12 protein-coding genes and 1 tRNA gene are annotated in these 16478 nt (G+C 46.3%); 1 reads left to right on the forward strand and 12 read right to left on the reverse strand.

Annotation, left to right across the window (positions count from 1 at the left end):
* Positions 1-94: 94 nt before the first annotated feature.
* The 3 genes from BM101_RS09835 to BM101_RS09845 all read right to left on the reverse strand — a co-directional run bounded on the left by BM101_RS09835 (position 95) and on the right by BM101_RS09845 (position 2468).
* Positions 95-178: transfer RNA gene (locus BM101_RS09835), tRNA-Leu, on the reverse strand.
* An 86-nt stretch (positions 179-264) separates the two neighbouring features.
* Entirely contained in the window at positions 265-813 is a 549-nt protein-coding gene (thpR, locus tag BM101_RS09840; protein ID WP_087032813.1) for an RNA 2',3'-cyclic phosphodiesterase, read from the reverse strand.
* 158 nt (positions 814-971) lie between these two features.
* Complete coding sequence (locus tag BM101_RS09845) at positions 972-2468, reverse strand: UDP-N-acetylmuramoyl-L-alanyl-D-glutamate--2,6-diaminopimelate ligase (RefSeq protein WP_177194472.1); 1497 nt, start codon at positions 2466-2468, stop codon at positions 972-974.
* Between the two features lie 166 nt (positions 2469-2634).
* On the opposite strand from BM101_RS09845, the gene BM101_RS09850 reads away from it, so the two are divergent.
* On the forward strand, positions 2635-3315 hold the full coding sequence (locus BM101_RS09850; RefSeq protein WP_177194473.1) for a YigZ family protein: 681 nt from the start codon (positions 2635-2637) through the stop codon (positions 3313-3315).
* 46 nt (positions 3316-3361) lie between these two features.
* Here BM101_RS09850 and BM101_RS09855 read toward each other — a convergent pair whose 3' ends face one another.
* The 9 genes from BM101_RS09855 to BM101_RS09895 form a co-directional block, all read right to left on the reverse strand.
* Positions 3362-4462 (reverse strand): glycosyltransferase family 4 protein, encoded by a 1101-nt coding sequence (locus BM101_RS09855; RefSeq protein WP_087032808.1) that lies wholly within the window; start codon positions 4460-4462, stop codon positions 3362-3364.
* Between the two features lie 92 nt (positions 4463-4554).
* Complete coding sequence (locus BM101_RS09860; protein ID WP_143084455.1) at positions 4555-6444, reverse strand: LTA synthase family protein; 1890 nt, start codon at positions 6442-6444, stop codon at positions 4555-4557.
* A 32-nt stretch (positions 6445-6476) separates the two neighbouring features.
* On the reverse strand, positions 6477-7304 hold the full coding sequence (gene nadE, locus BM101_RS09865) for an ammonia-dependent NAD(+) synthetase (RefSeq protein WP_087032805.1): 828 nt from the start codon (positions 7302-7304) through the stop codon (positions 6477-6479).
* A 30-nt stretch (positions 7305-7334) separates the two neighbouring features.
* Positions 7335-8822 (reverse strand): nicotinate phosphoribosyltransferase, encoded by a 1488-nt coding sequence (locus tag BM101_RS09870; protein ID WP_087032803.1) that lies wholly within the window; start codon positions 8820-8822, stop codon positions 7335-7337.
* 250 nt (positions 8823-9072) lie between these two features.
* Positions 9073-10467 (reverse strand): sugar transferase, encoded by a 1395-nt coding sequence (locus tag BM101_RS09875; protein WP_087032801.1) that lies wholly within the window; start codon positions 10465-10467, stop codon positions 9073-9075.
* A 294-nt stretch (positions 10468-10761) separates the two neighbouring features.
* Positions 10762-12021 carry an argininosuccinate synthase gene (locus BM101_RS09880; RefSeq protein ID WP_087032800.1) on the reverse strand — a complete coding sequence of 420 codons (1260 nt, stop codon included), beginning with the start codon at positions 12019-12021 and terminating at the stop codon, positions 10762-10764.
* A gap of 255 nt (positions 12022-12276) precedes the next feature.
* Positions 12277-14172, reverse strand: coding sequence for a PTS fructose transporter subunit IIABC (locus tag BM101_RS09885; protein ID WP_087032798.1), 1896 nt, complete (start codon positions 14170-14172; stop codon positions 12277-12279).
* A gap of 17 nt (positions 14173-14189) precedes the next feature.
* Positions 14190-15104, reverse strand: a complete 915-nt coding sequence (pfkB, locus tag BM101_RS09890; RefSeq protein WP_087032797.1) for a 1-phosphofructokinase — start codon at positions 15102-15104, stop codon at positions 14190-14192.
* Positions 15104-15853, reverse strand: coding sequence for a DeoR/GlpR family DNA-binding transcription regulator (locus BM101_RS09895; protein ID WP_087033053.1), 750 nt, complete (start codon positions 15851-15853; stop codon positions 15104-15106). Before BM101_RS09895 ends, pfkB begins: the two co-directional genes overlap by 1 nt.
* Positions 15854-16478 lie beyond the last annotated feature (625 nt).

Raw genomic sequence — 16478 nt, forward strand, 5'->3', positions numbered from 1 at the left:
ATAGGCCCGGGAAATTTCCCGGACCTTCCTGAAAGAAGAACAAAAAGAGGGGGTTGTCTCGAACTGAGACAGCCCCCTCGCTTTATTTTATTTATGGCCACGAAGGGACTTGAACCCTCACATCGAAACCGATACCAGATTCTGAGTCTGGCGCGTCTGCCTATTCCGCCACATGGCCAGTAAGATTGAAACGATATTTACATAATACGCCTTTTTTCAGCAGTTGTACAGTCCAAAATGGCTAAAAATACCGTAAAAATATTTTCAGCCTCTGAACGGAAATTGCTTCAAGGGAATATAGGCTAAACGCCCCTCCACCTGTTTGCTCTCGAATAGCGTAAGCTGCGAGACTTTCATTCGAACAGGATCGGCGGGGGCAAACGCCCCCGGTTCGCCCCATTCTTTGGACAACACAATGCCCCGCCCTAAGGAAAGATGCGGGATGAAGGCGACTTCGTCAGCCATCTTTATATTTTCCGACAGCAAGGCAGCGTTCACGCGCTTATATAACAGCTGCAGCTTTTCATTCGCTTCGATCCCCACCCAAACGACCGCTTTATTTTTTTTGGGGAATGCCCCCAACTGACTGGTCTTGATCATGAATGGTGCCTGTTCGGCTGTGGAAGCCGCAAGTATGTCCTCGATCTTATCCAATTGCTCTCCAGTAACAGCCCCGATGAAGCGGAGCGTCAGATGGAAATTTTCCTCAGCGGTGAACTTTCCACTTTCGCAGCCTTTTTTTACTTCCGCTTGGATGGTCTTCAGATGGTTCTTCATTTTTTCAGATAGTTCGATGCCGATAAAAACTCTCATATGCCGTTCTCCTTTCTGTTATCAGTGTACAGGAAAAGGCAGAACGTAAAAAGTCCTGCCTTCCCAATAATGTATCTAATGCCTGCTGATCATATCCATGAAATGCCGCACCGGTTCTTCCGCCTTCGCTCATTCCCGCGGATTTCTTTCCGGTGGGCTTAGCGGGACCGTTTCGCGTTCCTGGCGGCAATCGCTCTTGCTGCGACTTCGCTGTCCAGAAGGTATCTCATCGTTCCCTTGTCGTTATAGTCCGATTCGTGGCCACGTCCCAGGATGATGACCGTATCTTCCGGCTCAGCCATCGCGATCGCATGCAGTATCGCTTCTTCACGGTTTTCGATATATTCGTAGTTATCTTTTTCAATGCCCGCAATCATCATTTCAATGATTTGTTCCTGCGGCTCTTTGCCGGTATCGTCCGTGGTCAGGACAACATGATCGGATAATTCCGTCCCGATGCGCGCCATGATCGGACGTTTCTCATGCTCGCGTTCGCCGGCTCCGCCGAACACGGAGATAAGCCTTCCCTTGGTGAATTCCCGGACAACGCTCAACACTTTTTCCATCGCATCCGGCGAGTGCGCAAAATCAACGTAAACGCCGATGTCTTGAGCCCCTGGAACGATCTCCAGTCTCCCTGCAACGCCTTCAAGGTTGGCGACCGCCTTCGTCGCATCTTCCAGAGCGATGCCGGTAGCGTAGACAGCAGCCAAAGCGGCCAACGTATTCGAAACATTGTACAGGCCGACCAAATTCGTCACGACGGGGTAGCTTTCCCCATTCACGATCAGGTCGAAATGCGTCTGGGTTTGGCTATAGGAAATGTTCGCCGCAAAAAAGTCGGCCGTCTCATCTTCGACGCTGTAGGAAATCACCTCGGCAGCCGTAGCGATGCGGTAACTATGGATCGTCTCGTCATCGGCATTCAAAACAGCCGTTTTGGTGCGGCCATTTTTTCTGCCGTTGCCCAATTGGGAGAAGATCAATTTTTTGGATTCCGCATAAGCTTCCATGGTGTGATGGAATTCCATATGTTCATGCGTCAAGTTCGTCATGATCGCCACATCCACATCCAGCCCCCACGCGCGCCCCATTTCCAAAGCGATGGAAGACAGTTCCAACGTGAAGTATTCCGTTTCCATGTCCACCATTTGACGCAGCGATTGTTGCATCGTGATGCTGTCTGGGGTAGTGTTTTTTGTTTTAATGACCTCGTCGCCGACATGCATTTCAATGGTTCCCATCAAGCCGGTTTTGTGATGCAACCCCTTCAGGATGGCTTCGACAAGATACGTCACCGTCGTTTTTCCGTTTGTCCCCGTAACGCCGATGACTTGCATCGCTTCGCTGGGGTAGTCATAAAAACGGTTTGCCAGCAGACTCATCGCTTTCCCCGTATCCGAAACATAGACGACCGGCACATCGCCGGCTATCGCTTGGATGTCCTTGCGTGCGACGATCAGGCTTGCACCGTTTGCCGCTGCTTTCTCTACGTAGCGATGGCCGTCCACTTGGGTGCCTTCTATGCAGATGAAGAGATCACCCGGCTGGATGGCGCGGGAATCCTGGCTGATGGCATTGATAGTTAAGTCGGCCGTTAAGGTTCCGACAATTTTTTTCATTTTGATTACATCGATTAAATCTGTAGCTTTCACGCAGATCACCTTTCTATCGGCCTCTTGCGGCCATTTTCCATCTATTCTTACATACAATACCACAAATGGAAATGATGGGGAAGCAATTTTCAGCCCCTCCGGCACACCGGAATAGCTCGAATCTGTGATAGAATAAATCAGGAATCTTTTCAGGGGAGGAATGGATATGTTAACCAGTTATAAAACAATCGCACATGATGGAAATACGGAAATCGTCATAAAAGGATCGTGCTTCATCTGCACCTTGAAACGCGTCTATTCAGAAGACGAAGCGAAGGAATTCATCCAAGCAATAAAAAAGGATCATTGGAAGGCGACGCATAATTGTTCTGCCTATCTAATCGGTGACCAAAATGAAATCCAACGGGCACACGATGATGGTGAGCCTTCCGGCACAGCCGGTGTGCCCATGCTGGAAGTATTGAAGAAGAACGGCCTCCACTATGTAGCGGCCGTTGTGACCCGCTATTTCGGCGGTACTAAATTGGGTGCGGGCGGACTGATCCGCGCCTACAGCAAATCGGTTTCCACTGCACTGAACGAAATCGGGCTTGTGGAACGCTCCCTTCAGAGAAAAGTCGGAAGCATCGTTTCTTACGCAGCCTCAGGAAAGCTGGAAAACTACCTGCAGCAATCGAAATACACGTTGGTGGATACACAATATACCGATCAAGTGTGCTTCGTCTGCGGCATTCCCGAGGAAGAAGTCGCTGCCTTCCAAGGGGAAATCACCAACATCATGAACGGCCGTGTCGTCTTTGAAGTCGGTGAACAGGGCTACGTCGAAAAACGGCTTGCACGAACGGATGCAGACGATGCCACACTGGATGACGAAGATTTCGAATGAAATAAAAACTGCCCGATTGCGCCCTTTCTTAGGACAATCGAGCAGTTTATTTTTCTTTTTTCCCTTTTTCGCGCATCAGGCGATACAAGGCTCTGCGTAATTTGGAATTCCGGCTGTCCAATAGATTGAAGGATGCAATGAACAGGAAGACCCCGAAAATGACGCCGATCGTCAGCACAATCGTACCTAGGAAGCTGGATATCGGGTACAGCAATGCCGTCATAGAAAAGATGATCGCCAAAGCATAGATGACCAATACGGTTTGCCTGTGGGTGAACCCCAGACGCAACAAACGATGGTGCAGATGGCTTTTATCTTTCGAACTAATGGACCGCCTGTGCATGGTTCTGCGCAAAACGGCAGCAATCGTATCCGTCAACGGCACCCCTAAAATCGCAACCGGAATCAATAACGAAACGAAGGTGGCATGCTTCAGTCCGTACAGGGAAAGCAACGAAATCATATAGCCGATGAACAAGGAACCCGTATCCCCCAAGAAAATCGATGCGGGATAAAAATTAAATGGCAAAAAGCCCAGCAAACTCGCCACCAAAAGGAAAATCATAACGACGACTGCAATACTCATCGTTTCAGTGAACAAATAGCTGACCAGCCCCATCGTCGCCAAGGAGATGATCGATGTCCCCGCCGCCAGGCCGTCCAGCCCATCTGTCAGATTGACTGCATTCGTAATGAGCGCAATCCACAGCATCATCACCAGATAGCCGCCTAATTGATGGAACGCGATGGTCCCTAAGATATCCACCGTGAAGCTGTCCACTTTGATTTCAGTGAAGAAGTAGACAATATTTGAGGCCAACAGGATTCCAGCCATCTTTTGCCGCGGCTTCAGTTCATACCGGTCATCCACGATGCCGGTCAACAGAATGACCAACGAACTCAAAAAGATAACGAGGACATCCGGCATTCGATTGCCGAGCGGGATGCCGATGAAGTACATTCCCCAATACGTCAAAAAGATGGCGATACCGCCCATTGTAGGTGTTTCTTTGGTATGCACTTTAGCTTTTGATGGCTTATCGGTCCAATGGAAGCGACAAGCCAACTTGCGGAACGAATAGGTCAGCGCAGCACTGACTAAAATGGTTGCAAAAAACAAAAAAACAAAACGCACGAAGAAGCTCACCGATGTCCCCCCTTTCTTCCTCTACTCCTCTAATCATATGGGATTATAGCGGTTCTTGCAAATAATTTCTGGGGGACTGCAAAACCCTTTGGCTATTTTCCTATTTCGAAGAAGCCCTTTTCCAGACTTATTTGCTGTCCCGCTGTGAGGTCATATTGAATCATATCATAGTCCGCAAGAACGACCTGAGCCTCATCGGAAAGATCCGAACGGGAAGAAACATATGCACCGTCTTCCGCTTTTACGTACATCGTTTTTTCAAAGGCGGGTATTTCTTTTTGTAGCTCCTGAAGCAAGGCCTCGAAAGGCGTCACCTGTGTTTGCGTCATTTTCAAAACTTCCGAAAAGAAATAAATCGGACTGATGACGCCTAAGTCTTTCTGTTCGCTCCCGAAATTACTGAAAATCAATAGGGGCGTTTCATGCATCGTTTGAATCGTATTTTCGGAAAATACGGTTTCTCCGAATACGCTCGGCCAGTGGTCGCCCCAAAAGACGACTACGGTCGGCTCCTCCCATCCTTTCAATTTCTCGACCAACTCCGCCAATGCTTGGTCGCTGTAGGAAAGGTCCTGCAAATAATTGCGGATGGCATTATCCTCCACGCCCGTTTCCTGATAGGAATAAAGATCGGTATATTTATTGATATAGGGGGTATGATTTTGCATCGTCACCAGATGGATAAAATCCTTTCCGGAGCTGTTTTCCATCGTCCGGATAACTTCCGAATAGGCGGACTGATCGGAAATATAGGGATTTGTATCGATTTTTTCGGCATTCACCATCGTTTCGTCATAGTTGAATTCATCAAAACCCAGTGTCTGATAGTTTTCTTTCCGCTTATACATCGTGGTATTGAAAGGATGGATGGCGGTGGAATGGTAACCGGCTTCCTCCAGGCGGGATACGACCGAGGGGAATGCGTCATTGGACGACAAAAACTGGGTATACGGGGTAGTGATGTTCGACGCGAACGGTTCCATCGAAAGACCGGTCAAGGCCTCGAACTCGATATTTGCAGTCCCTCCGCCATAGCCTTGCGACAGCATTGCGCCACTGTAGGAAGTGCCCTTCAGCGCCCTGGTGAAGGGGATCGGATCCAACTTCAAATCGATCCCTTTCAATTCCAACGGATCCGCAAAGCTCTCATTCATGATGTAGATGATGTTCGCTTGCGGCTGCTTCTGCGTCCTTGCTGCATTTATTTCGTTAGCGATCGCCTGATACTTTTCCTTCAATCCACTGATTTCCGCGTCGGAGTATCCTTCCGGCATCTCCATCGGCGCCGCCGAAAAATTATAGAGGAATCCCGCCACAAAACCATTATTGTAATAGTTCATTTGCTGGCTATAGGGGATCCAATAGGCGGTGCGGTCATAGGCTTTCTTCAAGAGGTTCCCCTCTTGCTGGAATTGCCCGATATAGAACAGCGCCAAGGAGGATACGCCAAACAGCGCGAAACGGGTTTTCCAGTCCAGTTTTTCGGAAGCCCTCATTTTGTTTTCCCTCAAAAGGTAGAGGAAGATGCCCGCGCAAACCAAAATGGCTAAGATAAGGAGCGTCTGCGTCCTTGCGGTCAGCATTCCCAGCAGAAACCTGGCTTCCTTCACCATCTCCAAATCACTGGGATATACAGGTTCATTCCGTTGCTTCATCTTTTCGTAGGTAGCGAATCCTACCGCCCCTCCGGCAAACAGCAGGATGGCGTTCGTCACCCGGATGTTTCCCGACAAGGCCCATAGCCATAAGCCTGCGGCCAGCAGAACACCGGTACTGACCAGGAATTTCACCGTGTGCCATGCGAAAACAAAATTGATGACCAACGCTGGATCCAACCCATTTTGGCACCATTGCAAATACAGATGGACAGCCAAAATCGTCGCCAGCAGGCTAAAAAATTGTAAGAGCAGAATTTTTTTTCTGCTCTTACCACCTTTATATGTATTCACTTTCCTATCTTGTAAATCTTTTTTATTTTCCAATAGACTTGCCTCGCCATCTGAATGGATTGATGCTATTTCCAAAAATCATCATATACGGTTATCGGTAAATGACGTTTGTGTTCTGTTTTGCTGTACCAATTTTCTATCGTTTCAGCATCTTTGTCCGGAATGTCTTTCCCTTCCAGATAGTCATCGATCATTTCATACGTGACGCCAAGCGCTACTTCATCCGGCAAAGCTGGTCTGTGCTCCTCCAAATCGGCGGTCGGTACCTTTTCGTAGAGGTAAGCCGGAGCTCCCAATTCTTGCAGCAGTTGACGTCCTTGCCGCTTGTTCAATCGCCAAATCGGCAATAAATCAGCCGCTCCATCGCCGAATTTGGTGTAGAAACCGGTCACCGATTCGGCTGCATGGTCGGTCCCCAGAACCGCTCCGCTCCTATCGCCGGCAATAGCGAACTGCGCTATCATCCTTTGTCGGGCTTTGATGTTTCCTTTGTTGAAATCCGTGATGGTCAAACCGCATTCTTCCAGAGCATAAAGGGAAGCATCTACACTTTCCTTGATATTGACAACCAGGGATTGATCCGGCGCAATGAAGGCCAGTGCCGCTTGGGCATCCGATTCGTCGAACTGTATGCCGTATGGCAGGCGGACCGCAAGAAATTGGTAGCTGTCGTCGCCTGTCTCATCACGGACTTCTTGGATGGCGATCTGCGCCAACTTGCCGGTAAGCGTGGAGTCTTGTCCTCCGCTTATCCCCAGAACGAACGTCTTCAAGAAGGGATGCGCAGCTAAATAATCTTTCATGAAATCGATGCTTAAACGAATTTCCTCTTTTGCATCTATGATAGGTTTTACCTTTAAGGCTTCAATAATCTCTTTTTGTAAAGGACGCATTTACTTCACTCCCAGGTTGAATTTTATTTATTATTTTTTTCCTTTTTCCATCAATACAGCTTCTGTTTTAATCTGTTCCTTAATCAGCTTGATTGTATTCATCTTGTGGTCATAGGTCTTTTGCGACAGATCGACCGGATAGTCTTCCGGATTCAGGATGCGCTTATATTCATCCCACAGCCCATTCATTTGATCTTCGGAGAACGCCTTGATATCGGCTAGAACCGGCAATTCATAAACCAATTTACCGTCCACGATGATGTCCTGCAGAACCGGCCGTGCATCGAAATCGCTGATCGTCTTGTTGATGTAGGTGAAGACCGGGTGGAACATGAACAGTTCTTTTTCTTGATCCGGACGTTCCTCCCATAAGGCAATATAATCCCCTTCCGATTTGCCATCCCGTTTGCGGGTAATGCGCCATATTTGTTTTTTGCCTGGCGTAGAGACTTTCTCAGCGTTGCTGGAGATTTTCATCGTATCGACCATCTTGCCGGTTTCATCTTCGATCGAAACCAATTTATAGACGGCACCCAAAGCCGGTTGGTCATATGCGGTAATCAGTTTCGTACCGACACCCCAGACGTCTATTTTTGCCCCTTGCATTTTCAAGTTCAGGATGGTCAATTCATCCAAGTCATTGGATGCATATATTTTGGCTTCCGTAAAGCCGGCTTCATCCAATTGTTGGCGCACCTTCTTGGAAATGTAGGCCATATCCCCGCTGTCGATGCGGACGCCAAGGAAATTGATTTTATCACCCATTTCTTTCGCCACCTTGATGGCATTAGGAACGCCGGATTTCAAGGTATCATAGGTGTCCACCAGAAATACGCAGTCTTTGTGCGAGCGCGCATACGCCATGAAGGCATCATAATCGTTTCGGTATACCTGCACCATGGAATGGGCATGCGTCCCGGAAGCCGGGATGCCGAACATTTTCGCTGCCCGCACATTGCTTGTCGCATTGAATCCGGCGATGTAGGCAGCGCGCGTCCCCCAAATGGCAGCATCCATCTCCTGCGCCCGTCTGGAGCCGAATTCCATCAACGGATCCCCATCACAGACATAACGCAAGCGTGCCGCTTTTGTGGCGATCAACGTTTGGAAATTGACGATATTCAGCAGCGCCGTTTCGATCAATTGGCATTCCGCCAAAGGTCCTTCCACTTGGACAATCGGCTCATTCGCAAAGACCAAGTCGCCTTCCACCGCGGAACGGATGGTACCGCTAAACCGGAAATTTTTCAAGTATTCCAAAAAGCCTTCGTCATACCCTACTTTTTCCCGTAAATAATCAATATCTGTATCCGAGAACTTCAAGTTTTGAATGTAGTTAACTAAACGTTCCAGTCCCGCATAAACGGCATAGCCATTCTTGAATGGATATTTGCGGAAATAAAGTTCAAAAATAGCGCGTTTTTCAGTGATTCCTTCATCCCAATACGTTTTCATCATATTAATTTGGTATAAATCGGTGTGTAAAGCAAAACTATCATCTTTGTACTCAAAATTCATCTTTTTCACTCATTTCGTATTTGATCATATGCTTTCCATTTCATGCCCAAACAGACAGATGGAATAGCTTTATTTATCTATTGTATCGCAATTCTATGCATATTTCTTTCTTTTTTTACCGGAACATCATCATAACTATTATACTGATCCCGCAATCAGCTTGGCAAAGCTTTACGGCAATCTCATGTAAACAAAAAACCTTCATTGCAGAGACAGTGATCGTCTACAATGAAGGTTTTTAAATGGGCTGTCAATAAATCACTTTGATGCCACGGGCTTCAATTTCTTGTTCGGAATGAACCGTTCTTTCGCTTTCGTCAACACCGCGCGAAGAAACTTTATCGAACAGGATTTTGACGGTCTGCAGCATGATTTTCAAGTCCAACACCAGCGAATACTTTTTGATGTAGATCAAATCGAAATTCAGTTTGCTGTTGAAATCGGAGGCATACTTACCATAGACTTGTGCATAGCCGGTAATCCCGGCGCGGACATTATGGCGCAAATAGTAATGAGGATTCAATTCCTTGAACTGATCCACGAAGAAAGGACGTTCTGGACGCGGACCGACCAAGGACATATCCCCGCTCAAGACATTGAACAGTTGCGGCAGTTCATCGATCCGCAACGAGCGCAAATACTTGCCTACGGGCGTCACACGGACATCGTTGCTGGTTGCGAGCACCGGCCCTGATTCTTTTTCAGCAGTCACGCCCATGCTGCGGAATTTCAGGATTTCAAATTCCTTGCCGTCTTTCGTGATGCGTGTCTGTTTATAGAAAATAGGACCCTCCGAACTTTGTTTTACCAATATAGCCGCAATGGCCATGATCGGCGAAGTGACAACAATCCCTAAAACGGCGACGATGACATCGATGGTCCGTTTCATCAAACCGTCCTCTTGCGGAATGCGGAATGCCGACACTTCGATGATGCTCTCATCTTCAATGTTCATCATATTGGGGTTGACCATGATCAGGTTCTCGAAACTGGTGTTCAGGAACATCTTCTTTTCTTTGCTCGTCAGCAAGTCATAAATTTTCAGCTTCTCCGACTCTTCAATCTGGCTGGCAAGATAGACGATGTCAATTTCGTCCAAATGTCGGGACACATTCTCGTAGTAATCCGAAAGCACGACATGGGTCACGACATGGCGGATGCTTTTTGTATTGGTGAAATTATCCACCGCCGCAAATACGTCCTTCTCCATCCCCAAAATCAATACGCGTTTGCTGCCGCTCATCCGTTGGTAGATTTTGAAGACAACCGCTCGCCACAGGAACAAAATGATCGTTCCGACGAAGAAATTGATCAGTATAACCGAACGCGGGAAGGTCAACCATCTGCCGGCAAACGTCAAAACCATGATAACCAACGATAAAACAAATTGTCCGATAACGGTAATGAATAAGAAATCACTGATGGATTTATTATAGAAAATATACGTACCGACCAAAATATTGACGACAAGGAAGGCCAGGGAGACATAGATGATGCTACCTTGGAAAGCCTCGAAGTTTACTATAGGTATATTTTTACCGAATTTTAAATAAAAAGATAGCAGCAATGATCCGATGAATAAAAACACATCAACGATGCCGATGATGATTTTACGAGCTTTATTCCATTCACCTGTTTGATTCACGCTTATCCTCCTCCTTTATATAACTTTCTTTGAATGCATTCATTTTAACACAGTTTATAACTTTAGCCTATCACAGATATAGGAGCAAAAGAATCACGATTGCCCCTATTTCGTCGAACGGAATCCTCATCTTTCACGCTTATCCCCCCGTTCTTTTCTATGCCGCCAAGTATCGGCAATGCCTTATTTAGTTTTTTGCGTATTTCCCCACAAAAAAAACCGCAGAAATCATCATGTTATCTGATTTCTGCGGTTTTTCAAGGTTGACAGCTTTACAACTGCCATTCGATTTCTTTATTTCAGTAAGTCGCCTAAAGCTTCATGCGTTGCTTGATTTGGCGCTTGTTCTTTCATCACGCGGATGGAAGTTGGCAATCCGAACAGACGGATGAATCCAGCTGCATCTGTATGGTTGTAGACATCATCGCTTTCAAATGTCGCAAAGCTTTCACTGTATAGTGATTTCGCGCTGACGACACCAGCATCGATGATATTTCCTTTGTACAGTTTCATTTTCACGAAACCTTCAACGTTCTTTTGCGTTTCGTCCACAAAAGCAGCCAAAGCTTTGCGTAAAGGTGTGTACCATAGGCCATTGTAGACAAGCTCTGCATATTTAGATGATAACGTTTGTTTGTATTGGAATGTATCTTTGTCTAAGCAAAGTTGTTCCAATTTATCATGAGCATGATACAAAACGGTTCCAGCAGGTGTTTCATAAACGCCTCTGGATTTCATGCCGACCAGACGGTTTTCAACGATGTCGATGATGCCGACGCCGTTAGCGCCTGCGATGACATTCAATTTTTCGATCAATGCGATGCCGTCCAACACTTCACCGTTCAAACTTACAGGTTTCCCTTGTTTGAATTCCAACGTCACATAGGTCGCTTCGTCCGGTGCTTTTTCTGGCGTTACGCACATTTCCAGGATTTTATCATAATTAGGCTCATTGGCAGTCAACTCCAAATCCAAGCCTTCATGTGATAAATGCCATAAGTTTTTATCTTTTGAATAGTTCGTTTCAAGCGTAATCGGAAGCGGAACATTGTGTGCTGCAGCATATGCAAATTCATCTTCTCTGGAAGTCAGTTCCCATTCTCTCCAAGGAGCGATGATGGTAATATTCGGATCGAATTCTCTGATGCCGACTTCGAAGCGAACTTGGTCATTTCCTTTTCCGGTTGCACCATGAACGATGGCATCCGCATTTTCCAAATGTGCAATTTCAACCATTCTTCTTGCGATGATCGGGCGGGCGAATGAAGTCCCCAATAAATATTGTCCTTCGTATTTAGCACCTGCCTGCAGTGTTGGCCAAATGAAATCTTCTACGAATTCTTTTTTCAAGTCTGCGACATACAGTTTCGATGCGCCACAGTTGATCGCTTTTTCTTCCAATCGACTATAGTCATCACCTTGTCCTACGTCTCCTACTACAGCGATTACTTCACAGTTGTTGTAATTTTCTTTTAACCAAGGGATGATTACGGATGTATCCAACCCGCCTGAATAAGCCAAAACCACTTTTTTAATTGATTCCTTTGCTACCATGCCTTTTTACCTCCTTTATAGATTCTCATATTATTGTAACAATACATTTATGAGATTGTTTTTTATTAACTCATTTTATTTTAACAATATGCATTATAGCATATCTTTCATGAAAATCATCCCATTTTTTAATATTTTAGGACGGGAAGTCCTCCATCTCTTCTGGCGGGGAATGAATCGTTCTTTTCCTTTCCCAACCAACAGAAAACGGGCAGGGATTTTACTCCGCCCGTTTTCTATTATGCAACTATTCTGTTATTTCACCTGTTCGATAGGTTTCTTCCAGAAGCCCAGAGTCAATGCGGAGATGACCGTTCCGATCAACAGTGCCAACAAGAACATCAAAGGATGGTTAGCCAGCGTGATGACGAATATTCCGCCATGTGGAGCTGGAATCGAAACATGCCAAAGTTGCGTCAAGCCACCTGCCACTGCTGAACCTAAGATAGAAGAAGCGATGACGCGCATCGGATCCGCTGCCGCAAAAGGAATCGCACCTTCCGTGATGAACGATAGACCCAAAAGGATGTTGGAAAGACCTGATTTTTGTTCAATATCTGAGAATTTATTTTTGAATAATAATGTTGCAATCCCAATTGCCAAAGGAGGAATCATCCCGCCGGCCATTACTGCTGCCATCAATTTTCCATCTCCGGTATCCGTGAAGACCCCGATTGAGAAGGCATAGGCTGCCTTGTTGAAAGGACCACCCATATCGATTGCCATCATGCCGCCTAATACCGCACCCAGCAACACTGCATTACCGGTTCCAAGATTTTCCAAGACACCAATCATTGCCGTATTGATGGTCGAGAAGATAGGTCCTACGATGAAGTACATCAATAGGCCGGTAATCAACAAGCCGAATACTGGATACAAAAGGATCGTCTTCAATCCATCCAAAGCTCTTGGCAAGCCTTTGAAAGCTTTTTTCAAGTAAACCATAATGTAACCGGCCATGAAACCAGCCACCAAACCACCCAAGAAACCGGCATTTGCGGATACAGCCAAGAATCCACCAGCCATACCTGGAAGCAACCCGGGACGATCAGCAATACTCATTGCAATATAACCAGCCAGAATCGGAATCAGGAATTGGAATGCAGCGCCACCGATTGCCATGAAGGATAAGAATAAGGGACTATCCGCTCCAAAAGAACTTTCAAACAGGAACGAAATCGCAATCAAAATCCCGCCGCCGACTACGAACGGTAACATATGAGAAATCCCGTTCATCAGGTCTTTATAGACTCCGCCGATGATGGAAGGTTTTTCATCGCTTCCGCTTACCGCAAAGGAGTCCCCTTCGACATTCAAGATTGGTGCTTCTTGTTTAATCGCTTTTGTGATCAATTCTTCGGCTTTATTGATGCCGTCGCTTACTGGTCTCTGCAACACGTGTTTTCCGTTGAAACGAGCCAATTCGACTTTTTTGTCCGCTGCGATGATGACTCCATCAGCACGACGGATTTCTTCAGCCGTCAAAGCATTTTTAACGCCGTCGGATCCGTTTGTTTCCACGCGGATATCCACACCCATTTTTTCAGCCATTAGTTTCAAGGAATCTTCCGCCATGTAGGTATGCGCAATCCCCGTAGGGCAGGCTGTTACCGCAATGACAAAGGGACGTTTTGTTTCTGTCGGCGCAACCGGCGCAGCTTTTGCAGCCATTTCCGCTTTTTCTTTTGCTTCCCTTGCCGCTTCAGCAGCAGCAAACAATGCTTGTACTTCTTCCGGAGTTTTTGCTTTTTTCAATGAAGCAAGCAAATCGGGATTGATCAATAGACGCGATAGCGATGCCAGCACTTCCAAATGGACGTTGTTCGCGCCATCCGGAGCGGCAATCATGAAGAATAGATGTGCCGGTTGACCGTCCAATGAGGCGTAGTCCACGCCGGCTTCACTCTTCGCAAAGACAACGGCCGCTTTATTGACTGCCTTGTTTTTCGCATGCGGCATTGCAATCCCATCACCTAACCCGGTTGATGTTTGTGCCTCTCTTTTCATGATTCCTTCTTTATAAACAGCTGTATCATTGATGATGCCATTTGCCGATAGGCTTGCAATCATTTCATCGATAACGCCCTCTTTTGTCGTACCTTTCAAATCCATAACCATTAATTCTTTTAATAAAATATCATTGATCTTCATTGTATGGGGTCTCCTCCCTAAAGCTGACTGATAGTGACTTGTTTGACTAAGGCATCAATTTCTTCACGTTTGGCTAAATCATCTGCAAATGCTGTGGCACTTCCGCAAGCAATACTGACTTTAAATGCTTCCAATGGATCATGTGTCTTCGTATAAGTGCCTACAAAACCGGCAATCATCGAATCTCCGGAACCGACTGAATTCCTTACTGTTCCTTTGGGTACATTCCCATGATACACGCCTTTCGGTGTGAACAGGATGGCCCCTTTTGCCGCCATTGAAATGATGGCGAATTGTGCTCCGGATTCAATCAATTTTTTTCCGTAAGGCAAGATATCCTCGTCCGTCTGGAAAGTCGTATCATACAACTCCGCCAATTCATGGTGATTCGGCTTCACCAGAAGCGGATGGTAAGGCAATGCGTTCTTCAATTCCTCACCGGTCGTATCGATGACAAACGTCACCTGCTTATCCGTCAACCTTTGGATGATTGTTTGATAATAATCTTCCGGTAAACTGGCTGGTTTACTGCCGGCTAAAATCACGACGTCTTCCTCGGGATTCAATGCATCGAATTGTTTCAAAAAATCTTCTGCAACCGCTGCCTCGATATGGGGACCCTGCCCGTTCAACTCCGTTTCGACTCCGGATTTGATTTTCACGTTGATGCGCGTTGCTTCCTCGACGTGCGTGAAATGGATGTTGCTTTTTTCTGCCACTAGCCAATCTTCGATATACTTGCCCGTGAAGCCGCCCAGAAATCCTAGCGCTGTGTTCTCCACTTCCAGTTGATTCAGGATTCGTGAGACGTTGATCCCTTTTCCGCCGGGCAATTTAAAATCCTCCTGGATACGATTCACTTCTCCCAATTGCAGACTAGGCAAATGGACGATGTAATCGATGGATGGATTTAAGGTTACTGTATATATCATTATTCTCCCTCCCAAATATTCGTGCTGTCTTCCAGATTTTTTTTAATCTCTGTAGATACGTTGTAACTGATGATGCTGCAATCTTCTATATCGCAAACCTTGATGAAGCTGACCTTCTTAAATTTGGATGCATCAGCTACAACAAAACTTTGTGCACTGTTTTCGATCGCTATCCGTTTGATGGCTGCCTCTTCTGCATCCGGCGTCGTGAATCCGAATTGCTTGTCTATGCCGTTGATGCCGAGAAAAGCTTTGCTGAAACGGTAGCTTTGCATTTGCATTTGGCTGGTTGGCCCGATGACTGCTTTTGTCTCCATTTTGATCTTTCCGCCGATGAGAATCGTTTCAACTTGCATATCCGTCAAGAGACTGGCGTGTGGCACCCCGTTTGTGACAACGGTGATGTTCCGTCCTTTTAGAAGCGGTATCATTTCATAGGTAGTGGACCCCGCATCCAGAAAAATAACGTCCCCATCGCTGATCATCCGCGCAGCCTTTGCCGCAATGCGTTGTTTGTCATGAACGTTTTTAGAGGTTTTTTCATCCATCCGGTCTTCAGCGCTCACCTCGTAGCTGCGTTTCGCTCCGCCGTGGACACGCACCAAGAAACCGCCCTGTTCCAACGTGCTTAAATCGCGTCGTATCGTCGATTCCGAGCTGCCTGTCAGTTCCACCAAATCCTGCAGTTTGAGAATATTTCCTTTGGCTAAAGCGTCCAGAATATATTTGTGTCTCTCTTCTGTAAGCACTTTCTCATCACCTCTCGAAAAGAATAATAACACCTCCATTTAAATAAAGCAATCATTTTCATCCAAAAACATCGAAATTCTTCCAAAAACCTATTCGAAATCATTCAAAAAAAAATCGCATCCTGGCAAACGTTGATGCGAAGGCTTTTCGGAAGGATTTCAATAAAAAAAGGAGCCGCACCTTTTTTCGGGTGCGGCTCCTTGATGGTAGGATCATGTTATCTATTTAGTTGAACTCTGAATCCCAAGTAAAATTTGCATCATTTATCTTGGTACAAAAATTGCGAAAGACTCTGAGCGCAGGATTCATCACACACTTCTTAAACGTGTTCTAAAACTCAGCCACCGCTAACGTTTTGTCATGGTTCTTGCGATTTCAATCGCTTAGAACCATGACACACTTGACCGGCACGGTCACAGTACTTCCTTTTAAGGTTGTCCACAAAAGAGGTGAACAGCCCGTGTTCGCTCCAACGTACGGGTGGCTAAACGAGTTTTATCTCACTCTTTCTTAGTCGAACTCTGAATTGCAGAACGGACGTCCACTTCACGGCCTAGACCTAAATCTGAAAATCACAGATTTTGGTCTAGGCCGCTCCAGTGATTCCGTTCTGGACGCAATTCA

The sequence above is a fragment of the Trichococcus palustris genome, assembly GCF_900114465.1.
Taxonomy (GTDB): domain Bacteria; phylum Bacillota; class Bacilli; order Lactobacillales; family Aerococcaceae; genus Trichococcus; species Trichococcus palustris.